This is a genomic window from Chitinophaga silvisoli (assembly GCF_003412465.1).
Taxonomy (GTDB): domain Bacteria; phylum Bacteroidota; class Bacteroidia; order Chitinophagales; family Chitinophagaceae; genus Chitinophaga; species Chitinophaga silvisoli.
The window spans coordinates 593671-618511 of the sequence record NZ_QTJV01000004.1 but is presented as its reverse complement, the minus strand read 5'-3'; the positions used below and the strand labels follow the sequence as shown (position 1 = coordinate 618511).

Annotated in this window: 13 protein-coding genes; 10 read left to right on the top strand and 3 right to left on the bottom strand. The window is 45.2% G+C overall.

Annotation, left to right across the window (positions count from 1 at the left end; genetic code table 11):
• Positions 1–334 precede the first annotated feature (334 nt).
• The 10 genes from DXN04_RS14600 to DXN04_RS14555 all read left to right on the top strand — a co-directional run bounded on the left by DXN04_RS14600 (position 335) and on the right by DXN04_RS14555 (position 20942).
• Positions 335–4312, top strand: coding sequence for a hybrid sensor histidine kinase/response regulator transcription factor (locus tag DXN04_RS14600; RefSeq protein WP_233525597.1), 3978 nt, complete (start codon positions 335–337; stop codon positions 4310–4312).
• Between the two features lie 133 nt (positions 4313–4445).
• Entirely contained in the window at positions 4446–7544 is a 3099-nt protein-coding gene (locus DXN04_RS14595) for a SusC/RagA family TonB-linked outer membrane protein (RefSeq protein WP_116854087.1), read from the top strand.
• An 18-nt stretch (positions 7545–7562) separates the two neighbouring features.
• Complete coding sequence (locus tag DXN04_RS14590; RefSeq protein WP_116854086.1) at positions 7563–9230, top strand: RagB/SusD family nutrient uptake outer membrane protein; 1668 nt, start codon at positions 7563–7565, stop codon at positions 9228–9230.
• 186 nt (positions 9231–9416) lie between these two features.
• Positions 9417–11231, top strand: coding sequence for a glycoside hydrolase family 35 protein (locus DXN04_RS14585; RefSeq protein ID WP_116854085.1), 1815 nt, complete (start codon positions 9417–9419; stop codon positions 11229–11231).
• A 185-nt stretch (positions 11232–11416) separates the two neighbouring features.
• A complete protein-coding gene (locus DXN04_RS14580) occupies positions 11417–12694 on the top strand; it encodes an LVIVD repeat-containing protein (protein WP_116854084.1) in 1278 nt (425 codons plus the stop codon).
• Positions 12695–12699: 5 nt separating this feature from the next.
• A complete protein-coding gene (locus DXN04_RS14575) occupies positions 12700–13425 on the top strand; it encodes a hypothetical protein (RefSeq protein ID WP_116854083.1) in 726 nt (241 codons plus the stop codon).
• Between the two features lie 710 nt (positions 13426–14135).
• Complete coding sequence (locus tag DXN04_RS14570; RefSeq protein WP_116854082.1) at positions 14136–17414, top strand: SusC/RagA family TonB-linked outer membrane protein; 3279 nt, start codon at positions 14136–14138, stop codon at positions 17412–17414.
• Positions 17415–17441: 27 nt separating this feature from the next.
• Positions 17442–19121 (top strand): RagB/SusD family nutrient uptake outer membrane protein, encoded by a 1680-nt coding sequence (locus tag DXN04_RS14565; RefSeq protein WP_116854081.1) that lies wholly within the window; start codon positions 17442–17444, stop codon positions 19119–19121.
• A 186-nt stretch (positions 19122–19307) separates the two neighbouring features.
• Positions 19308–20465: a carboxypeptidase-like regulatory domain-containing protein gene (locus DXN04_RS14560; protein ID WP_158569018.1), complete on the top strand. Its 1158-nt coding sequence runs from the start codon at positions 19308–19310 to the stop codon at positions 20463–20465.
• A gap of 111 nt (positions 20466–20576) precedes the next feature.
• Entirely contained in the window at positions 20577–20942 is a 366-nt protein-coding gene (locus DXN04_RS14555; protein ID WP_116854079.1) for a hypothetical protein, read from the top strand.
• Between the two features lie 90 nt (positions 20943–21032).
• On the opposite strand, the gene DXN04_RS14550 is transcribed toward DXN04_RS14555, so the two are convergent.
• From DXN04_RS14550 to DXN04_RS14540, 3 genes are all read right to left on the bottom strand, one after another.
• Entirely contained in the window at positions 21033–22265 is a 1233-nt protein-coding gene (locus DXN04_RS14550; RefSeq protein ID WP_116854078.1) for an MFS transporter, read from the bottom strand.
• Between the two features lie 244 nt (positions 22266–22509).
• Positions 22510–23100, bottom strand: coding sequence for a TetR/AcrR family transcriptional regulator (locus tag DXN04_RS14545; RefSeq protein WP_116854077.1), 591 nt, complete (start codon positions 23098–23100; stop codon positions 22510–22512).
• Positions 23101–23206: 106 nt separating this feature from the next.
• Positions 23207–24790 (bottom strand): glycoside hydrolase family 71/99-like protein, encoded by a 1584-nt coding sequence (locus DXN04_RS14540; RefSeq protein ID WP_116854076.1) that lies wholly within the window; start codon positions 24788–24790, stop codon positions 23207–23209.
• Positions 24791–24841 lie beyond the last annotated feature (51 nt).

Below are 24841 nucleotides of genomic sequence, written 5' to 3'. Positions count from 1 at the left end.
GCCAGCTGAAAAGCCAGGAAAGTAATTGCTGTTTGCTATTAAAATAGTTTTATTCCTTTTTTCAGCGAGTAGCTGTTTTTGATTGTACTAATTCTATTTTTCTGCCGTCCAGATCTGCAATGACGGCGGTATAGCCCCAGGGGGTGTCTGCTCCCTGTGTTACCAGATTTCCTCCTAATGATAATATGGATTGCAAAATAATATCAGGGTTGTCAACTGAAAAGCCAGGGCGAGTGCTTGTGTCCGGTATAGTCTGGGATTTTAGCACAGACGAAAATCACTGTAATTATTGAAATACTTTCTTTATTTTACAATCCACCAAAACGCGCACGTTATGAAAGTGTTCCGGATGCTACTGCCGTTCTGTTGCTGCTTTTTATACAACTATCTGTATGCCAACGACGAACCTATAAAAAACCTGGGTATTGAAAACGGCCTTTCCAACAATGCCGTTATGAACGTATACCAGGACTACAAGGGCTTTATGTGGATCTGCACCTATGATGGTCTGAACCGCTTCGACGGCTACAAATTCCGCATATTCCGCAATAAGATCGGCGACACCACCTCTCTCAATGACAATGGTAACTTCACCATTGAAGGCGACTACCTGCACCGCATCTGGCTTGGGGGCCGCAAGGGCATCAGTGTCTTCAATCCTGTCAATGAACGATTCAATACTGCCCGTTTTACACCTTACAAGAGCAAAACACCCCGTCCTGAAATAGGCGTTATCCACATCATCCGCACAGGGGATAGTGGCAAAACCATCTTAGCCGGTACGGAACGCGATGGCCTCTTGTTATTTCATGATAATGTATACGCCGGCATCCAGGTGCCCGTTATTCAATATACTACTACCATCACCAATTATGAAGTAACCGGTATCGACTTCGATCACAATACCGCCTTTGTATTTGTACAGGACCTGGGCCTCTGTAAATATAACCCGCAGACACAGTCCCTCTCTATCATCAATCAGAGCATCCGCCAGGCAAACTGTCTGCGTAGTGACCAAAAGGGCGGCCTGTGGCTCGGTACTGACAATGGCCTCTTCCGCTATGACCTGGAAAAAAATGATTATTCTGAAAACTATATCCAGACCCACAACAAAGTCGTAGGCCTCTGTATGGACAAAAACGGCAGGATCTGGGTCGCCTCCGATGGGGCAGGTGTCTTCATCGTCTCTTCGCGTGAGAATATTAATAAGTGTCAATTAAACAGTAATGCGGTATATGCTGTATACGAAGACCGGGAAGGTCGAATGTGGATCGGCACTTTAAGAGGGGGGATCAGCATTGTTGCTCCCCGCCGCAATCCATTTGAGCTACATCGCTTCAGTGGGGAAAATACTGTGTGCAACTTTATCCTTTCCTTTTGTGAAGGCGATAATAATGACATCTGGATCGGCACTGATGGGGGAGGTCTTAAACACTGGGACAGACTTCATCATCAATTTACCGCTTACACTGCCGATGCCGGTAATCCCAATGCTATCAGCAGCAATTTTATCACCTGCATTCTTCGTGATGCACAGGATGATATCTGGGTTTCCACCTGGTTTGGCGGCATCAACAGATATAAGAAAGGCAGCAAGTCTTTTGAGCATTTTCAATGTAACAATCCCAGCACCCGTGGCACGGAAAACAATGTATGGGTCGTATACGAAGATGCGCAAAAACAAATCTGGGCAAGTACTACCAACAATGGTACCCTCTATACTTTCAACAGAACTACGAATCAATTCGAGCTCTTTGACAACAAGCTTGTCAACATCCAGTGTCTGGCCGAGGATGCCCAGGGGCACTTGTGGGGTGGCAATTACCAGGACCTTATTTCCATTGACCGTGTGCACAGGCAACACAGGGTTTTCCACATTGGTTACACCGTTCGCAGTATTCATGAAGACAGGAAAGGGAATTTCTGGGTAGGTACGGATGGCGGCGGTTTATTGCAGTTTAACAGGAAAACCGGGCAATATATTCGTTATACCGAAACCGATGGTTTGCCCAGCAATGCCGTACTCCGGATCCTGGAAGATAACAAGGGCGATCTTTGGCTCAGCACTTTTAATGGGCTGGCGAGATTTGACCCGCAATCTAAAATCTGTCGCAGTTATTCACAATCCGATGGACTGCAGAGTAACCAGTTCAGCTATAATGCTGCCCTCAAATTATGTAGTGGCGAATGTATGTTCGGCGGTATCAAGGGCTTCAACATCTTCTACCCCGATAGCGTTTACGAGCAGAAGACGCAACCGCCGGTGTTCCTCACCGGGATCAGGATTAGTAATACCCCGGTGGAGCAGGAAGGACGGTTTATCTCCAAGAGTGCGCTTGAAAATGTAGAAGAACTCAGGATCCCTTATGATAAAGCTGCCATTGCCATGGATTTCGTGGCTTTGGAATATACTTCACCTGACAAGATCAATTATGCTTACCGCCTGGAAGGCTGGGATAAGCAATGGAACTATGTTGGGGAATCCCGCACTGCTACCTATACCCGCCTGCAGGAAGGCACTTATATATTCAAAGTCAAGGCCACCAATGCCGAAGGGCGGTGGGGAGGAGAGATCAGCACTATCCGGATCATCGTATTACCCCCCTGGTATAGGAGCTGGTGGGCTTACCTGCTTTATGCCCTTGTAATTGGTAGTATCTTATATGTTTTCATGCGCTATCGCTCCAGGCAGGAACGTCTGCATTATGAAATTCGCCTGGCCCACCTGGAGAATGAGAAAGAAAAAGAGCTGAATGAGAAGAAGTTATCTTTCTTTACTCATATTTCACATGAATTTAGGACACCTTTGAGCTTGATTATCAACCCTCTTAAAGCATACACCCAGGACCCGGAACTCAGTATTGTATACAGAAATGCGCGCAGACTACTCAGTTTAGTTGATCAGTTACTTTTGTTCAGAAAGGCCGATTCAGGTGGAGATAGGTTGAAAATCAAAAGATTAGACCTTGTGGAGCTGAGTAAGGAGGTCTTTTTATGTTTTTCACAGCAGGCAAGGCTTAAAAATATAGATTACCAGTTTGAAGGAGGCCAGGGTGCCATCGAAATGTTTGTAGATGATGAGAAAATGGAGGTGGCGCTTTTCAATCTGCTGTCCAATGCATTTAAGTTTACCCCGGATGGAGGGAAAGTCAGCTTCAAAATCCGCGAGTTATCCACAGAGGTGGAGATTGCCATCCAGGATTCAGGTTGTGGTATTCCCATTTCCACGGGCAACCGGATTTTTGATAAGTTCAGCCGGGTTGGAGGGCGACAAACTGGTTTTGGGATTGGCCTGTACCTGGTAAAGCATTTCATAGAGAGTCATCGTGGCAGCATTACTTACCATAGCCGCCAGCAGGAAGGCACTACATTCGTGATTCGTCTGCGCAAAGGCATGGGGCACCTGGCGGGGTATGATTTTGCCCCCAGTGAGCGCTCCGCTATTTTGCAGGAACTGATGGAGGAAACTGCCCTGCCCCTGAAAAAGGAGGAAAAGGTTTCTCCTGAAGAGATGGTCACAGAGAAAAAGTCCCTGCTTTGCATTGATGACAATGCTGACATCCGGACTTACCTTCGCCAGTTATTTTCTGACCATTATATAATATATGAAGCAGAAAACGGGGATGAGGGTTTTGCGATGGTGCAGGAGCAAATGCCAGACCTGGTGATCAGCGATGTGCAAATGCCGGGGATGGATGGCCTGGAACTCTGTGCGAAGATCAAAAGCACGGAGGCGCTCAGCCATATCCCGGTGATTCTCCTGACTTCTGCCCATGACCTGAAAATCAAGGGAATAGAAGAGGGGGCGGATGATTACATCACCAAGCCATTTGACAAAGACCTGTTGCTGGCCAAGGTACAGACCCTCCTGAAAAACAGGAACCTGCTCCGTCAATACTTCCTGGACAGCATCACTTTACAAAAGAGTACTGTAAAAGTGCCCGCCGCCTACCGGGACTTCCTTAATAATTGTATCAGTATTGTAGAAGCCAACCTGGGAAACGAAGATTTCTCCATTAAGACTTTTACCCAGGCCATTGGTATGAGTCATTCCAGCTTATATAAAAAGGTAAAATCCATCTCCGGGCAAACCATCAATGCCTTTATCCGTTCCATTCGTCTTCGCAAGGCGGCCATGTTGATGCTGAAGGAAGATTATACCATCAACCAGGCAGCATTTGAGGTGGGGATTGGAGATGTGAAGTACTTCAGGGAGCAGTTTGTAAAGCTCTTTGGTATGAACCCTTCCGAGTATGTAAAAAAATACCGTCAATCTTTTAATCAGGATCTCACAGTAGTAAAAGAGGGGTAAACAAACGAATTTACCCCCTCTTTTAAATGATTTACCCCCCTTCCCAAGGGGGGTAAAGTCCCTAATTTGCCTCTATCGTTGATCAATGAAAAACTGAAAATCAACCGTTTACTCATTCAAATAGAATTCCGTTATGAAAAAAGTCTTGCACAGGTACGTGCGGCAGTTGCCCTTGTTTCTGCGGCTGTCATTGCTTTTAGTATTCATGTTCCCTGTATTTATTGCACATGCCCAGGTGGGCAAAATTTCCGGTAAAGTGGTTTCCGGGGGGCAACCAGTTCCGGGTGTAACAGTGAAAGTGAAGGGGACAAATCAGGGTGCCGTGACCGATATCAATGGTCAATACACTGTAACAGCTAAGCAGGGTGATACCCTGGTATTTAACCACATGTCTTACACTCCTCAGTCAATTGCTGTAACCGGCCCATCTGTGAATGCGACCCTGAGCGAGGTGGCGCAGAATGTGGGCGAAGTGGTGGTAGTAGGTTATGGTGTCCAGAAAAAGGAGACCCTGACAGGATCTATCTCCGTCGTAAAAGGTGCGGATATCGTAAAGAGCCCGCAACCCAACGTATCTAACTCACTCGCTGGCCGTTTCTCCGGTGTGATTGCCAACAACCGTGCGGGGGAACCAGGTTATGACAACTCCAACATCTACATCAGGGGCCTGGGTACTACAGGTAACAATGATGTGCTGGTGGTGGTAGATGGTGTACCAGGTCAGATAGGTGGTTTATCAAGGCTGGACCCTAACGATATTGAGAGCATGAGCGTATTGAAAGACGCTTCTGCTGCAGTATATGGTAGCCGTGCGGCAAATGGTGTGATCCTCGTGACCACCAAAAGAGGTAAACTGGGTAAGCCGGTGATTAACTACAGCTTTAACCAGGGTTTCTCATCACCTACCCGCCTGCCAAAGATGGCGGATGCAGCCACTTTTGCACAGATTGAAAATGAGATTGGGTATTACACCAGTCCATCCAGCGGTATGAACCAGTATTATTCTGACCAGGAGATTCAGAAGTTCAAAGATGGTTCTGACCCATTGAATTACCCAAATACTGACTGGCAGAAGGTGGTGCTGAAGAAATCTGCGGCACAACAGCAGCATAACCTGTCAGTAACAGGTGGTAATGAAAGCGTAAAGTATTTTACATCTATTGGTATGATCAGCCAGGATGGTTTATATAGAAATGGTGCGACCAAGTATGATCAGTACAACTTCCGCTCTAACATCGATGCGGATGTAACCAAAAGACTGAAAGTAAGCCTGTACCTCTCCGGTAGAGAAGAAGACCGTAACTACCCCATCACTGGTGCGGGCGACATCTTCCGTGCTATCTACAGAGCGTATCCTACTATAGCGCCTTATTTCCCGAATGGATTGCCTACTTATGGTATTGAAGGTTCCAACCCTGCATTGCTGGGTACCAGTATTGGTGGTACTACCCGCAATCCTACACAGGTGTTCAATGGTGTACTGAAAGGTGCCTACCAGATTCCGGGTGTAGAAGGTTTGTCACTGGATGGATTCTATTCCATCGATAAATCCTGGAGTTTCCAGAAGGCGTTCAACAAGCCATATTCCGTATATAAGTATCATGCAGATACTGATACCTATGAGAAGTTCATTCAGGGAGGTTCAAACGGGTTGGCTACTTTGTCAGAAGGACAATTAAACAGGCAGATGATGGTGTCTAACATCAAGCTGAATTATACACGTCAGTTTGGTGCGCACAATATCGCAGCATTTGTGGCTTATGAGCAGAGTAAGACTTCCCAGGATTCACTGGGTGCATATCGTCAGAATTTCCCTTCTACTTCTACTCCTGAATTATCACAGGGTGGTCCTGCGAATGCTGACAAGAATAACTCTGGTAACAGTTACAACTTTACCCGTAAGAGTTATTTCGGCAGACTGGCATACAACTATAAGGAAAAATACCTGGTGGAAGCGCAGGCACGTGTGGATGGATCATCTGCATTCCCTTCCGGACATCAGTATGGTTTCTTCCCATCTATTTCTGCTGGTTACCGTATTTCACAGGAGCCATTCTTTAAGGATATCAAATTCATCAATGACCTGAAACTGCGTGGTTCTTATGGTTCATTGGGTAATGATAACATTGCACTGTTCCAGTATTTTGACAACTACTCTTTCAACAGTCAATATGTAATAGGCGATGCAGTACAGGCAGGTATTGACCTGACTAAACTGGCTAACCAGAATGTAACCTGGGAAGTAGCAAAGAAACTCGATGTGGGTTTGAATGCGATCTTCCTGGATCACTTCAACCTGGAGTTTATTTACTTCCAGCAGAAACGTAGCAAGATCCTGACACTGCGTAATGCCTCTATTCCTGGTTCATCAGGTATCGTGAATCCAAATGGTTCTGATCCGCTGGTGCCTGCAGAGAATATTGGTAAAGTAAACAGTGGTGGTATTGAAGCAACGCTGGGTTATAGTAATGTAACACAAGGTGGTTTCCGTTATGGTATCAACACCAACTTTACTTATGCAAAGAGCAAGATAATATACATCGACGAAGCAGGTGGTACACTGGATTACCAACGCCAGACCGGCCGCCCGATGAACACATCATTATTATATAATGCAATCGGCATTTTCAGAACACAGGAAGACCTGGATAAATATACGCATTTGTCAACAGCACAACTGGGTGACCTGATTTATGAAGATTACAACAAGGATGGCAAGATTGATGCGAACGACCAGACGAGAACCAAGTATGGCAACATTCCTGAGATCACTTATGGTATCCTGCTGAATGGTGCGTACAAAGGTTTTGATGCATCAGTTGTATTTGCAGGTCAGACACATGTGAGTCAGTATGTACTGCCTGAATCAGGTACAATAGGTAACTTCTACAGCAGCTGGGCAGACAACCGCTGGAGCCCAACCCATACAGATGGTACATATCCAAGAGTAGATACCCGTGCATCTTCTTCCATCAATGGTGGTCAGTATGCAAATACATTCTGGCTGAACAACGCTTCTTTCCTTCGTTTGAAGAACGTGGAGCTGGGTTATACCATCAATGCAGCTGTATTGAATAAGGCAAAGATCAATGCACTGCGTGTATATGCCAGCGCTTACAACCTGTTCACTATTACCAAGGTGAAAGATTATGATCCGGAAGGTAGCAGCGGCAGTGGACAATTCTATCCACAACAGCGTATTGTGAACCTGGGGCTGAATGTTAAGTTTTAATTCTGAAAAATTGCAGTCATGAGAAAGATTCAATATTTTATATTCCTTCTTGCATTAGGATTTATGTCCTGTAAGAAGAACTATCTCGATATCGTGCCAACGGACCGTGTGTCTGATGCTTCGGTATTGTCCGACTCCCTCTTATTTGTCGATTATGTGGTGAACCGTTACATGGGTGTAAAGTTGCAGGATAAAGAAGCAGAGGGTACACCTCCCGGCTTTGGAAGAGGATTTGAGTACGCGATGTGGAGTTCAGTCACAGATGAATCCATTTATAATAATGATGATAATACATGGTTAATTCAACAGGGCTTGCTGGCACCTGAGAACCTGGGTATCGCCGGTACGCTGTGGGCAAGAAGCTATCGCAGCATCAGGGAAGTAAACTATGCGCTGAACAATATTGCGGCGGTAAACATGAGTGATGATCTGCGTAACAGGCTGAGAGGTGAACTGCACTTTATCCGTGGGTTCCGTTACCAGGATCTGATTCGTAACTATGGTGGTGTGGTGATGATGGGTGATAAGGTGTATAACCTGGATGATAACCTGAATGATCCTGCTTTGTACACCCGTGCAACGCTGCAGGAGTCTATCGATTATGCGATCAAGGAACTGGATTCAGCGGCTTATTATTTACCTGTAGCAAATGATGGCAGCACCTGGAAACTGGGTCGTGCTACCAAGGGTGCGGCACTGGCGCTGAAGTCAAGACTGGCATTGTATGCAGCGAGTCCGCTTTACAATGTAGGTACCTGGGCGGCGGCAGCGGCTGCAGCAAAGGCAGTGATGGACCTGGGGCAATATTCACTGGATGCGGATTATGGTGGTTTGTTTAAGAACTCTGCCAGCAAAGAAATCATCTTTGAAAGATTGTATGTGATTGGTACAAGGCATACTTGTCTGGAGATAGCGAACGGACCTAATGGTTATGGAGGCTGGGGTGGTAATACGCCATTACAGAACCTGGTAGATGCCTATGAAATGAATAATGGTTTGCCTATCACAGATGCGGCTTCCGGTTATAGTGAGGCGAATCCATATGTAAACAGGGATGCACGTTTTTATGCGACTATCCTGTACAATGGAGCGACTTACAGAAACAGTACTATCCAGCTGTATACGCCGAATGGTAAAGATGGTCAGGGTGGTGATAATAACTGGAATGCTACCAAGACGGGTTATTACCTGAAGAAATTCATGGATGACAGTAACCCGATTGACAACCCCTGGAATGTGGCAGGTTTGCAGCCATGGATCTATATGCGTTATGCAGAGATCCTGCTGAACTATGCAGAGGCACAGAATGAGGCGGTGGGACCGGATGCATCAGTATATTCAGCGATCAACCAGATCCGTCAGCGTAGCAGTGTGAATCAGCCTGCACTGCCAGCGGGGCTGACACAGGATGAAATGAGAACGGCTATCAGGAGAGAAAGGCAGGTGGAACTGGCATTTGAAGAGCATCGTTTTTATGATGTGAGAAGGTGGAAAATTGCAACGACAACTGAGAATGTACCGGCATATGGTATGGCGGTGGTGAAGAATGCTGACGGTACATTTACCTATACAAGAAAGACTGCGCTTGCAGGACGTGCATTTGCTGACAAGAACTATTGGTTACCGATACCAAGGGCTGAGATTTTGGCGGCAAATGGTCAGTTGACCCAGAACACAGGTTATTGATAATTACATGCAGGCTATAATATAGCTATAGTATCAGCACGTCATTAAAAGGTCACCAAAAGGGCACCATAAGATCACCTCTATATCCAATCGATAATGAGGTGACCTTATGGTGAGCCTTAGGTGATCTTGTGGTTTACTTATAGTGTTATTATTGTCAAGGAGTTAAGTTAAATACGACATAGGATGAAAAAAATTAGAGTAGCAATCATCGCCCTGATGGCTTTATGTATGCAGGGGATGGGACAGTCTCAGCACACTTTTGCATTGGGAGACAGTGCCTTTTTATTGGACGGCCATCCTTTTCAGATGATATCGGGTGAGATTCATTATCCCCGGGTACCTCGTGAAGCATGGCGGGCAAGGATCCAGATGGCGAAAGCGATGGGTTTGAATACGATTGGTACTTATGTATTCTGGAATGTGCATGAGCCGGAGAAGGGGCATTATGAGTTTTCGGGCAATAATGACATTGCTGAGTTTGTGAAGATCGCGAAGGAGGAGGGGATGTATGTGGTACTGCGGCCTAGTCCTTATGTGTGTGCGGAGTGGGAGTTTGGTGGCTACCCTTATTGGTTGCAGAATGAGAAGGCATTGGTGGTGAGGAGTAAGGATCCGCATTACCTGGAGGCTTACCGCAATTATATCCATGCGGTAGGGAAGCAGTTAGCCCCCCTGCAGGTAAATCATGGCGGGAATATTCTGATGGTGCAGATTGAGAATGAATATGGATCTTACTCCGATGATAAGGAATACCTGGATATCAACAGGAAGATGTTTATCGATGCGGGTTTTGATGGATTGCTGTTTACCTGCGATCCGGAAGCAGCGATTAAGAATGGCCATTTACCGGGCTTATTACCGGCTATTAATGGTCAGGACAACCCAGTGAAGGTAAAGCAACTGATCCGCGAAAATCATGGCGGAAAAGGGCCTTTTTACATCGCTGAGTGGTATCCTGCCTGGTTTGACTGGTGGGGTACAAAGCATCATACGGTGCCTTATCAGCAATACCTGGGTAGATTGGATAGTGTATTGAGTGCGGGTATTTCTATCAATATGTATATGTTTCATGGAGGTACTACCCGTGGATTTATGAATGGAGCGAATGGGAATGATAAGGATCCTTATGAACCGCAGACAAGTAGTTATGACTATGATGCACCATTGGATGAGGCGGGTAATGCAACGGAGAAATTTATGCAGTTCCGTGCAGTGATTGCAAAGCATTTACAGCCAGGGCAAACATTGCCTGAGGTGCCGGCCAGGAGGGGAGTGATTACGATTCCGGATATTCAGTTATCACGTGCAGCAGGGATATTCAGTTTGTTGCCTGCCGCGGTGAAGCATGATACTCCACTGACTTTTGAAGATTTGAAACAGGCATATGGTTTTGTGTTATATAGAACAACAGTGGATGGTGGTAAATCCGGTATGCTGAAGATTGATGTACTGAGGGATTATGGAATTGTGTTTGTGAATGGAAAGAGAGTAGGTACGCTGGATAGAAGACTGAAGCAGGATAGTATGCAGTTGAACCTGCCAAAGGGCAAGGTACGCCTGGAGATCCTGGTAGAGAATTTGGGAAGGATCAATTTTGGACCTTATTTATTACAGAATAAGAAAGGGATTACAGAACGTGTGGTATTTGGCGGAAAAGAGCTGAAAGGATGGGAGATGTATTCTTTGCCATTTAGTGCTGTACCTGCGGTGAAAGCGGGTAAGGCAGGTGTGAATGAGCCGGTGCTGAGAGAAGGTGGTTTCAGGCTGGAGAAGGTGGGTGATACGTACCTGGATATGAGCAAGTGGGGAAAAGGTGTGGTTTGGGTGAATGGGCATAACCTGGGCAGGTATTGGGAAGTGGGGCCACAGCAGACGGTGTTTGTACCCGCAGAGTGGTTGAAGCAGGGAGAGAATAGTATTGCAGTATTGGAGTTAGTAAAACCGGAAGTACAGGTCGTGAGGGGGATAGATCATGCTATTTTGGATGAGGTAAAATAAAAACGTAAAACGATCGGTAACAGGCCTTCCCTTTTGGGAGGGCCTTTTTGTTTTAGCAGGTTGGTGGATTTGAAGGCAGGATTTAAACCAGCTTTCCGGGTAAATTGATGCTGTCTTTCCCGGCCAGGTTTTTCCCGGCTGTAACTTTATTCTCTCTTGTCTCGTTTAAATAAAAAATCACCCCTATGTACGTAGCATCAACCAGACTGTTGCCGACAGCGCTGTTGGCTGTCTATTTGTTTGTCCTGAGTAGTTGTCTGAAGGACAAATGTACCAACAGCATCCCATCAAAAGTTTACACACCTGTCTATGCATCGCTTTCGTCTTTAAGATCTGCTGTCCGCGGTGAATCCCCACACGATATAGCATCCCCGGGGAAGATCTACCTTTATGGCAACTACATCTTCCTGAACGAGCTGAACCAGGGCATCCACGTCATCGACAATACAAATCCTGCTGCTCCGCAAAAGATTGCATTTATCAACGTCCCGGGCAATGTTGACCTTGTAGTCAAGGATAAGATTATGTATGCAGACAGTTATATTGACCTGGTAGCACTGGACATCAGTGATCCGCACAACATTCATGAGACCAGGCGCCTGCAGGGTGTATTCCCGCATCGTCAATATGAATATGGTATAACCGCGGATACACTGAGAGGAATAATCACCAGTTTCAGCATAAGGGATACAGTACTGTCGAATACCTGTTATGAAGCTAATTGGAATGGTGATTATGTATATACCACTGCCAATAATAGTGTGACTGTTGCGAACAAATCAACCGTCTCAGCACCTTCTGCTATAGGCAAAGCTGGTTCTACTGCACGTTTTGGATTAAAGGATAATACGCTCTATACGGTAGCTGACTTTGGCGTGCAGGTCTTCAGTGTACAAAATGCAGCGGAGCCTGTGAAGAGAAATAATTTCAGGGTGAATGTGAATGTTGAAACCATCTTCCCTTATGATCATTATATTTTTATTGGCAGTGATGTGGGAATGTTGATTTATGATATCAGCAATCCTGAACTGCCTGTGGCGTTAGGTACTTTCGCGCATTTGCGTGCCTGTGATCCGGTAGTCGTAAATGGTAAGACAGCTTATGTGACCCTGCGATCAGGCGGTAGCTGTGCCGGCATTGCGAATGAACTCGATGTGCTGAATGTGGAGGATGTAAAGAATCCTGCACTGTTGAAGATTTATCCTATGAGCAGTCCTTATGGATTAGGTATTGACGGCAATAAACTTTTTGTATGTGAGGGCAGCAACGGGATTCATTTTATGGATGCAAGCGATCCCCTGAACATTATTACCAGGAAGACGCTGACAAATATCACTGCCTATGATGTGATTCCCAACAATAATATACTCCTGGCCACTGCCAGCGATGGCTTATATCAATATGATTACACTCATTTGAGCGAACCTGCCTTGTTAAGTAAAATTGGTATTGTTAATAAATAGCTGCTATGAAATATATACTGTTGTTATGTGCAGGTTTGCTGCTCATGCAGGGATTGACTGCACAGCAAAAGCTGGATGTACTTTACTTTAAGAACGGCAGTGTGATCAGGGGACATATTTTTGAAACAGCGCATGAAACAATTAAGCTGGAGAACAGGGTGAAGGATACCCTGGTGATTAATAAGTCGGAGCTGGATAGTACGAAACAGGAGATCGTAGCGCCTAAAATAACACCCCATGGATTCTATAATATCGATGAAGGGGGGCTGCAGTTTTCAGACAGGAAAGGATCTGTGTGGAGATGTATTGTGGGTTATCGGTTTGCCTATCAATACCAGGTAGGTGTGGGGATCGGATTAGACGATTACCAGGCGAGGTCAGTACCGGTATTTGGTGATTTTCGTTATGATTTCAATAAAGCGGAGCGGACATTTTTTGCCTATGCGGGGGCGGGGAAGGCCCTGCCCTGGTTAACAAAGAATCAGTGGCAACTGCAGAACAGCAGGGAGCCGGATGAGAATGTGGCAGGTACTTATACACATGCTGGCCTGGGTTATAAATTCAGGTGGCAGCATAATAGTGCATTCCACATTTCGGCAGGCTATTCTTATGCAGCATTTAAGACAAAGAATGCGATCCTGGATTGGACCACGCAACAGCCATTAGGCACTTTTACCACGACTGAATATTCTTTCAGCAGGGTGACGGTGATGGTGGGGATTACCTTATAAAGAAAAAGAAGTTGTATCAAAAGTAATCTGAAGGTATTGAAAATTACATCAACAAAAATTCTCTCTATCAGGTTCCCGGATTAATAGCCGGGAACCTTAATTTTGATACAACCTCTTTTTTCGCTGATGGATGTCAGCAGATTGCATTGCATGTTAACCTTACACTCATTCAATATCATCATTCAGTGCTACTTACAAATTTTTGAGCTTCAATACTTCAGCCACTTTCTATTATATTGTAATTATTTCTATATTACAATATTTACATTTTTTGTTCTAAAAATTATGAAATTATAAACCAGTTCTATATATTTATAACAACAACCAAGATCAGAATCCAATAACCAAAATCGAATCAATACATTTTATACTGCTGACATTGTGATGAGAATTTATTGATTACCGCTGTAAAAGCCTTCTTTTACAGAATAACTATTTAACTTATTTCTAACCAGATGAAGACGCCATTTTCAATAAATGGTATGATTTAAAAGACGAACCTTTTACCGTAAGATTAGTTAAGGTAATAACCCGTTTCCTGTGCTGTAGCGCATGCCGCCACCATTCCGGTATGCCTGATTTACTATTATATTTTGTTTATGAGAAAATAAAGAAACAATGAAAAGACTGCTACGGTGGGCGATGCCAGCAACCCGCAGGTAGCTATTATTTAATCACAAGGTTATCTACTGTCATTTTAAATCACAATTATGAGAATCAAGGGTTTTCTATGCCTTATGGTGCTGATGTGCCATGTCTATACGTTTTCATTATTTGCACAATCAACCAAGGTCACCGGTACTATTAAAGATGAATCGGGGCAAGCCATTCCAGGTGCTACCATTAAAATTAAAGGGGGCGGAGGGACTGTCGCCGACATAGATGGCTCTTTTACTATTACGGCGAACAAAGGCCAGAAGCTTATCATCACAGCAGTTGGCTACGAAACAAAAGAAGTCGCTGTAGATGGTGCGCCTATTCATGTACAATTGGGGAACGACAAAAAGATCCTGACAGAATTTGTTGTCACCGGGACAGGAAGCCCTACCAGCAGGAGAAAGCTGGGTATTTCCGTAGAATCTGTTTCTGCTGAAAAACTGGCCGGTGCATCTACGAGCATTGACCAGGCACTGGTAGGTAAAATACCGGGTGCACAGATTTCTACTGTAAGTGGTAACCCCAGCGATCCTGTGAACATCCTGCTCAGGGGTGTGAATACTATTCAGGGTGGTACCAGACCGCTGATCCTCTTAGATGGTGTACAGGTAGCAGCTACTGATTTTAATAGTCTTGACCTGTCCAACGTAGAAAGGGTCGAAGTGATCCAGGGTGCTGCTTCTGCGGCACTATATGGTGCACAGGGTGCGAATGGTGTAATACAGCTCTTTACTAAAAAAGGCAGGGCGGGTAAAATGGAAGTGAACTATTCTACCAGTTACTCCTTTAATAATTATATCAACAGTGGTGGTGTGACTAAAGCTGACAAACACCCCTGGCTCACTGATGCTAATAACAATGTAGTAGATGCCAATGGCAATATCCTGGCTCTTGATCAGTATGGCGATTATTCCGGTATCAGTTATACCTATGGCGGAGCTACCCGCTATGCAATGCTGAACCCCAACAACGTTGCGGACAAGCCTTACAACATGAACCTGAAATACTATGATCACTTCAAAGAAATGTTTTTGACAGGTACTACCTGGAACAATGCAATCAACTTCAGCGGCGGTACTGATAAGACAGATTTCAATATGGCATTTGCCAACAACCATACACTTAGTCCGGTTATGCATAACGGTTATGTAGATCGTACGAACCTGACTGCAAACATTGGTACTGAGGTCTTCAAAGGATTCCGTATCCGCTCCACTACACAGGTTATCTACACCAAAAATACACTGACACCGGGCCTTGGGGCTCCAGGTGGTTACCTTTACGGCAGAGGTAACGTGGCAGGTAATGTCGGCAACATCTACAGTTTCCTGAACACTTCTCCTTTCTTCAGTTTAAAATGGAAAATGGCGGATGGACATTCACCTGCCTTTCAGACTGCCGACTTCTTAAGTATCAATGCATTCAACCCATACTATGTACAGGAGTATGCGGATGGGCTGGATAATAAAATTGATATCGTACAGAGTGTGAGTGCCAACTACCAGATCAACCACTTCCTGGAACTGGATGCAAAGTATGGCATCAACTACAGAACTGAACGCGCAACATGGACCTACCTGAACCAGACAGGCAATGCGAATGCAGAGTATTGGGATACGAAGTCTTCTTACTTTGCGACAGACCGCACCGGTGAAATTGACCAGTGGAATTATACCACTACTTTCCAGAACTTCCTGGGTAGTGCTTATTTCAGAACTGATTTTAAGAAAGACTTCGGATGGAACCTGCCCATCCAGACAACGACCCTGGCATCTTATGACTATCGCCAGCGGAAGTACAGGGAATATGACATCTATGGTTTAGGATTGCCTACTACCGCTCCTATTAACCTTGCCTCTGCTTCTGCTCTGTATGTAGCGCCTATGTCTACTTCTACAACTGAACCTACCAACGGTGATTACCAGGAGACGTTTGTGACCTTCGGTTACCTGATCGATCAGAAGATTGATATCGGTGACTGGGCGGGTGTTTCCGGTGGATTCAGAAGTGACTGGTCTTCTACATTTGGTAGTGGTACCAAGCCATTTACATTTCCTCACGTCAATGGTTATATCCTGCCTTCCTCCTTTAATTTCTGGAGTGGCCTGGAACATGCCATTCCATATTTCAAGATCCGCTCTGCTTATGGTGAGGCGGGTACACAGCCGGGTGTAACCGACAGGTATCCTACACTGAACCAGGGTACACTGGGTTCCGGTTTGTATTATTCCAATCCTTCTACTGCACAGAATCCTGATCTGAAAGTAGAAGTATCCAAAGAATTTGAAGTGGGTACAGATTTCTCTGTTTCATTGTTTAAAGGTGACTGGCTGAGTGCAGTAAATGGTTCATTCACTTACTGGACACGTAAGGCGCAGAATGTGATTTACAGGGTGAGTGCAGCATTGTCTACCGGTGGTACATCTGTACTGACAAATGCCATTGATATGTCTTCGAAAGGTATCCAGTTCCAGGTAAACCTGCCTGTGTATAAATCAAGGGATTTCAGCTGGGACTTCACGACCAACTTTGGTAAGCAAACTTCTATGATTGACAATATCCGGGGTGGGGCCGACATTATCTTAACATCTGCTGCGGGTAGTACAGCGCTGACGCTGACAGCAGGTCAGAAGATCGGACAGATCTATGGTTACAAGGCGTTGAGAAGCCTGGATGCGGTGAAAGGAGATGGTACCAAATACATCTCCGACGCAAACAGGGGCAAGTATGAAATAGTAGAAGGTCGTGTGGTAGATACAGCTACCAAAGCTATTCAATTTGCAGAAAGTGCTACAGCTTTTGGTGATCCCAATCCTAAATTCAATGCATCATTTATCAACCAGTTTACCTACAAGAATTTCATCACCTTGTCTTTCCAGTTTGACTGGGTATATGGTAGTCACCTCTACAACCAGACGAAAGAATGGATGTACCGTGATGGTATAGATGGCGACTTCGCCAAGCCTGTTACAATCAATGGCAGAAGAGCTGCTTACACGGCATATTATGGTAGTGCATATTCCAGCTCCTGGGGTAGCCTGTATGGACCGGGTAACAATGCTACCAAGGATTATTTTTATGAAGATGCTTCTTTCCTGCGTCTGAGAAATGTTTCCTTAGGATTTGATATTGCTAAGTTCCTTCACTCACAGAAGTTCAACAAGCTGCAGCTGATATTCACAGGCAGAAACCTGCTGACAGTGACCAAGTATACCGGCTTTGATCCTGAAATCAGTTCCGGTGCGGCTAACTCTTCATTCGACAGAGGGATTGACCATAGTACCATTCCTAACATGAGATCATATCAGGTAGGCTTAAATGTAGGATTCTAAATTTTTATTTTAAAAGGGAACATCATCATGAGTAATAATAAATATATCTTATCTCTTGTTTGCAGTTTGCTATTATTGGGAACACTGTCCTGCAAGAAAGAACTGAATGTAGGTAATCCGAATCTGCCTACGGTAGATGGAAATGTGAATACGGAATCTGGTTTGATTTCACTGGCTACTGGTGGCGTATATATCAATGGTTTTAAAACCGGGGACGACTGGTTGGGGGATAGTTATTTTTCATTGCCTTTCGGGTATATGGAATTGCTGGGCGATGTGGTAGGTGCACAGGCATCGAACCAGCTGGTAAGTACCATGAGTATTCCTGAATACTTTACACTGGACGATGGTACAAAAACCGAAACAGGTATTTCGAATGTATCGCTCATGCGTGCGAACAATACCCGTGCGCAGACAGGTTCCGGTTATAACCCTACCTATTACCAATGGCTGAATATGTATGCTATGAATAATACGCTGAACCAGGTATTGAGTCTGGTAGATGGTATTTCATTTGCCGGTGATGGCACTACGCGTTCCAATACTATTAAGGCCTGGTGCTACTGGTGGAAGGGATATGCGTATTCACAGATCGGGTCACTGTATTATTCAGGATTGAGAGTGGATACTTTTGGAAGTACGACTAACAGGTACCTGGTCAAAGATAGTATCATTGCATTGTCCGACGAGTACCTGAATAAGGCAGCTGACCTGTTAAAGACAGGCATCAGCAGTTCTTCTGATTATTCAACTGTATTGGCACAGCTGATACCTTCCTTCTGCCAGGTGGGGCATGGTGGTGTATTAACAACAGATATGTGGTTGAGGAATATCAATACCCTGATGGCAAGAAACCTGCTGGTGAATAAGCTGGCTCCATTTGTGAATAAGAACCTGAGTGCAACTATTACTACGACATCTACGACACCCATGACGACGGCGGATTGGAATGAAGTATTGACATTGGCCACGGCGGGCATAAAAGATGGAGACTATGTATTTACCGGAAGGAGTGCGGCGGCGAATGGATTTTTCTCTGCATCCGGTGGTACGGTATCTGTATTGACGACGGGTGTGAATACTTCTACTACATTCAGATTAGGAGAGCGTTTTATGCAGAATTTCCATGATGGGGATAAGCGTGTGTCGAACAATTTTGATACGGCTACCAAGTACCTGGATGATTTATCATTTGGCACCAGGTGGAGTATTGTAGATGGTGGCAATGGTACTTCTGGTGTGTATGTATATGGTAGTACTGCGATTGGTGGTTATGAGCAATACATAGCAGGTAGTTATGAAGAGAATGCGCTGATGCTGGCGGAGGCGAATCTCCGTTTAGGCAATACTGAAGCGGGCCTGGCATATGTAGATGCGGTGAGGGCTTACCAGGGTGCTGGTGTAAGTGCTGTGACAGGAACTGGCTTGTCTGCAGTAAATGCTATGCAGGAACTGGTGATGGAGAGAAGGGTGTCACTGGTATTCAGGGGCTTATCATTTTATGATATGCGCAGATGGGGATGGTCTTATGACATCGGATCAGGTGGAGGTAGTTATGGTAATAACTTCCTGACGAAAGCGGGGAAATTGAATAAGAATGTAACGATCAATTTCAACTTTATGGATTACTGGGATGTGCCGGCGGATGAGGCGGATCTGAATCCGGGAGGAGAGGGTAGTGCGGAGACGAAGAATCCTAATTACTGATGTCTTTCTAATAACCGAAAATCTGAAAAGGCTTTTGCGATCTGCAGAAGCCTTTTTGGGTTTTCTAAAGTGTGTTGGTGTTTCTACAGTGTGTTTTGATTTAAAAAAGCGTGTTTTGTCTGCACATCCTGCCTTTACATCGATATTAACAAAATGTCTTTCGGGCTTCGATGTTATTTCGCGGGCATGAAAAGAGTTTTATTCTTCTGTTATTTGCTCACATTGACGGAAGTGGTATCTGCACAGGTCAAAATTACGGGTAGGGTTGTCTCCGCTACTGATGGCAAACCTTTAGGTTTTGCAACGGTATTCATTAATAATACCAGTAAGGGAGGTACTACTAATGAGGGTGGTAGTTTTAATATAGGTGGTGTGGTGCCGGGCAGGTATGAATTGATTGCATCGTATGTGGGGTATGAAACGGTGTCGAATTTTTTGGATGTGAATACGGAGGATGTGGATATTAAGATCGCGTTGCAGCCGAAGGCGACTGTGTTGAAAGCATTTGAGGTAAAGCGTGATCCGAAGCGGGAGGCAAATATTAAGAAGTTTAAAGAGACATTTATAGGGAAGACGGAGTTTGCAAAGACCTGTGTGATTACGAATGATGAGATATTGGATATCGGGTATGATAATGCGGAGCAGGCATTGAAGGCGAGTACGGAAGATTACCTGGTGATAGTGAATGCAGCGTTGGGGTATAAGATCCGGTTTTTGCTGAAGCAGTATGTGAATTCAGACAGGGATCATGTGATTTCTTATTATGGGTATGCGTTTTATGAGAATATGACAACGAAGAAAAAGGCGCAGCAGCGGCAGTGGGCGGCGAATAGGGAGGAGGTGTTTCATGGTTCTTCATTACATTTTTTCAGGTCGCTGATCAATGGGAATACGGCGGAAGAAGGTTTTGTGGTGAATGAGGTGGTGCGGCGGCCGCGGCAGCGGGGGTATGTAAAGGATACGATTGTGAAGAATGGGAAGATTATGATGAACAGGGATGCATATTCAGATGATAGTAATTATGTGAATTATAGAATGCCGAGGCCATTACAGCCTGTAGATTTGATGAAGCCGTCAGATAGTCTGGAGGATAAGTATGAGCTGCATTGTGAGAATATGTTGCTGGTGACTTATATGAAGGAATTGGAGGCGAATAAATACGCAAGGTTGATGGGGAGATTGCCGAAGGAGCAGGAGTCGATGATACGGTTTATGCAACCGGATTGTACGTTTAGTAAGGAGGGGGTTTGTGTGAATCCGTTGGCGCTGTTGTTTAGTGGATATTGGGGATGGGAGAAGCTGGCGGACCAGGTGCCGTATGATTATGTATCAAAAAGTAAGTAGTAAAAGAAGAAGGGAGCTGTGGCTCCTTTTTTATAGTAACCTTATTTTTTTATCAAAAAAAATTATCTTGGTTGCGATATCTCAATTCCCTCAATTTAAATTGTTTAGCCCATGAGATTAGCACTTATTTGCAGTTTTCTGTCCATCTTCTTCATTGCGAACACTGCTGCCGCAACACCCAAGCCGGCGGTGGCCACTACTTACAATGTACGTATAGCGCTGGTAGACATCTACGGTAATCCATACACGGGTAGTACTGGTTTGTATGGTTTCTGGGCGGTGAATCAGTCCAGTGGTGTTACTTACAATGCTGACCGTGAAAGTTATGAGATCTATGATCTGCCGGCGGGCACTTATCAGTTTGGTGCTAACCCGGGCAACTGGGATGGTGTGGTAGCTAAGACTGTGACCCTGGATGATAGTCAGGTGGGGAGTGATGGGTATATAGTAGTGACGTTGACTTACTGGGTGGAATAATTTTTTAAAAAAGGAAGTTGTATCAAAAGTAATCTGAAGGCATTGGAATTTTACTTTTGATACAACTTCTTTTTTTATAGCACATTTATATTATAGCGCAGGTGTAAATTTTGCTTTTACCATTTTACTGACTCTGCTTAAGATCATTAAACAGCAGAGGGAGATAATAATTGCTACATACCCCACGATATCAAAATGTTCCAGCGGGCTAGTCTTCGTTTTTTGTACAACTATCATCCCGGCGAAGGCGGCGGCGATACCACCGGCTATTTGTTGTAAGGAGGAGTTGATGCTCATGAAGGCACCTCTGTCTGCCATATCGGGTACACTGGTAATGATGGCCATGGCGGGAACAGCGCGGCCCATGATAGCGGCCATCATGAGTACATTGATGGCGATCACGGTGTATAGCGGTACGGGTGGCAGGTGTGTATAAATTGCAATCAGGATAATCATGAGCAGTGTAGCCATGCTGGTGATAGTAAAGCGATCCATTTTATCACTGAGTTTTCCGATCATGGGCATGACGATGAGGGTACCGATACCTGCTACAATGAAGAGCAGGGGGAGTTGTTGTTGTGTGACGTGGAGGTTATTGATAGCGTAGGCGCTACTAAAGGGCATCATCATAAAGCCTCCGATGGAGAGCATGGCAGTGGTTGCAAAGCCTATAGCATAGTTGCCTTTGGTCAGGGTGTGCCAGAGGTGTATTAAAGCAGATTTATCGTGTTGCAGTGCAAGGTGTGCAGTGATAGGGTGTATGCGCAGGAGGATGAGTAGCATGATGATGATGGCGAGTCCGACTACTAATAGGAAGGGGGCTTCCCAGCCCCATGCGTTGGCGAGATAGAGGCTGATAGGGATGCCTAGTACCTGGCTGGCCCCGAATCCCATTTGCAGGAAGCCCATCACGCGGCCGCGTTGCTGAACGGGGAAGAGGTCGGTGACGATGGCCATGGAGATGGAGCTGATGACACCACCAAAGAGGCCGGTGACGATGCGGGCGGCAACGAGCACGGGGTAGGTGTTAGCGATACCGCAGCAGGCGGTGCCGATGATGAATCCTGCGTAGAAGAATACGAGGAGTTTTTTGCGGTCAAAGCGATCGGCAAAGCCACTGGTGAGGAGGCCGGAGATGCCGGCGCTGAAGGCGTAGGCGGAGACGATCAGGCCGAATTGCTGTGGGTTGATGGAGAGTGATTTCATGAGCATGTCACCTAATGGCGAGACGATCATGAAGTCGAGGATGACCGTGAACTGGGTGAGCGCCAGGAGGGCTACTACCAGTTTCTGGTAGGGTGAAAAATTGTTTGTCTGGTTCATAGAAGGCGGATTAAAAATGGGGATAAGTGAGCGATCGCTTACTTATCTTGTGAAAAAAAGGGGCTTTGTTCAGGCCCTGGGTAAAAAGGTTTTTTAAATGACTGTATGACGAGTTGTTATTTTAAAACAAGTTTAATTGCTGAATGTATTTAGGACGAGTCCTAGTTGTTGTTTACATGAAAACTGGTTTATTTCCTGAATGTATTTAGGACGAGTCCTAGTTGTTGTTTACATGAAAACTGGTTTATTTCTTGAATGCTTTTATCACGAGTTCAAAAGCTTCGCGCATGATTTTGGGTGTGAGTGTAAATGATTTTCCATCCAGGCTATAGCCGTCTTTATGCCATCGTACCATTGAATAGAGTGGAGCGAATGCCACTGACCAATAGATCTCGATGGGGATTGGATTGATTTCTCCTCTTTCTACTGCATTCTTAAAAAACGGTCCTGCTATTTTTTTCATTTCTGAAGAGATAGATTTGGTGAACATCTCCCTGTAATTGGAGTGTTGCAGCTGGTCTCCGCAGGAGATGTAGCGTTTGTTAGTCAATGCATATTTTGCGCGATTTTGCCATTGCAGCCAGAGGCCGTCTTCAAAAGGCATGTTTGATTCGAGGCCTTTGAGAGCTGCCTGACCGATTCTTTTGCCTACTTCTTCAGATAGTTGTATGAGCAGGTCTTCCTTGTCTTTGTAATAGATGTAAATGGTGGCGGGCGATACGCCGGCGGCTCTTGCGAGTTTGTTGATGCCGAAGTTTTCCAGGCCATCATCGGCAATCATTTCGATTGCTTTTTCGGTGATGGTAAGGATTTTATTTTCGTCGCGTTGCCTCATTCGGGAGTAAAGATAAGTGAGCGATCGTTCACTTAAAAATTTATTTTCAGGGCTTTGAGGAAAATAAAAACCGGTTCCTTAAGAAAGGGGAACCGGTCTTAGAAAATTATTGTTGTAAGGTCCACTGACTGCTTTCGAAATAATCAGGCACTACTGTGCACTGTGCTAATCCACTCTGATTTTCAAGATTCAGGTAGCTATTTTGCCATTCATTTTTCAACCTGGTATAGCCATTATAATTTTCCAGCACCCAGTAACTGCTATAGTAGGTGTTCGGTACATTGCTACTTTCTACATAGGAGTACAGGTGTTCGATATTCAAGTAATGTCCTGTGGAGAGGTTTTTAAAACGAATATGTCCATTCACGGTTTCCTGTACCCATTTATATTGATTACCGGTATTGGAGGTGCTATATTTTACCTGTCCATTCTCTTCATAGAGATAGGTGCTCAGCCATTTGTTTTTGATATACACGCCGGTGCCTGTATTGCCGCCGCCCAGGTTATTCAGCAATGCTTCTGCCTGTGCTACCTGTTGGTTTGCGAGGTAGTTGAAGACTTGGTCGAGTTGTGCCTGGACCGTGCTGTTACCAGCATTGGCTTTGCGGGCCTGGTATAATTGGAAGATCAGTTCCAGTTCATGTTGTCCATAGGGTACGCCCAGTTTTTGCTGCATGGTGGTGAGGAAGGAATAGCCGAATTCTTCTGTAGGTTCGATCATGGTACCTTCTCCATAATCATTCCAGGTAGCGAATTGGATGATGCTCACGGAAGAGGCGAGGGCTTTGTCCAGCATGGTAGAGAAGGTGCCGGTACCATTAAAGGCGATTTGCCAGGTAGGGCCATCGGCAGCACCGGCGGCGTAGAAGGAGTTGAAGCCGGGGTAAACTACACCGATAGGCAGTGCAAAACTGGCTGCCTGTGCATAGTAGTTATTCACAACAGTGGGGTGATCCTGGTAGATCCAGGGAAATTCACCACCCGCATTATTGGCACCTACTTCGGAGGTAAAACCGTAGAGCGGGATGATCTTTGGCCTGGGCGTGATACCACTCAGGATGGCATCCCATTGGGAAGACTGGTGGAAGGTGATGGGACCAAAGTTGAGCACTACCGGGCTACCGTTTGTGGTGAGGTAATTGGATTTGTTAAAGTAATTGTTTTGCATGTAGGTGAAGTCGCCATGAGCACCGGCGGTATTGCCGGCATCCCAGTTCCTGTCTTCTTCAACGATGCTGAATTGCAGGCCGACTGCGTTCAGTTTGTTGATGAGGGCATTTGAGTTAGCAAGGTTGTCCGGGTAGTCATACAATACCCTGGTACCTGGCCAGTCGATAAAAACGCCATCGGCACCGGCGTATTTCATGAGGAGGAGTTGGTACTCGATGATGGCGGGATCGGCGGAGTAGTAGGGACCTGTTTTAGGATAATAGTAAGAGGCGATTTGTCTTTTGCCATTGGTGATGATGTCTGGGTTCTGAGTGTTCATTTTCCAGTGGTATCCCCAGCTGCCTTTGGATTCGGGTGTTTCGAACCAGGGCATGTAGTGGATAAAGATTTTTTTGCCTGTGGTTTTGCTGATGGAGGTGGCAGCTACGGTTTGTTTGTTTGATAGCAGGGCGGCATCTTGTTGTTTGTTGCACGCAAAGAGTAGGAGGGCACAGCAACAGAGCCAGGTGAATGTTTTCATAGTGATTTTTTAAAATGGTTATTGATTGAGTACTTTAAAAACGTAAAAGTA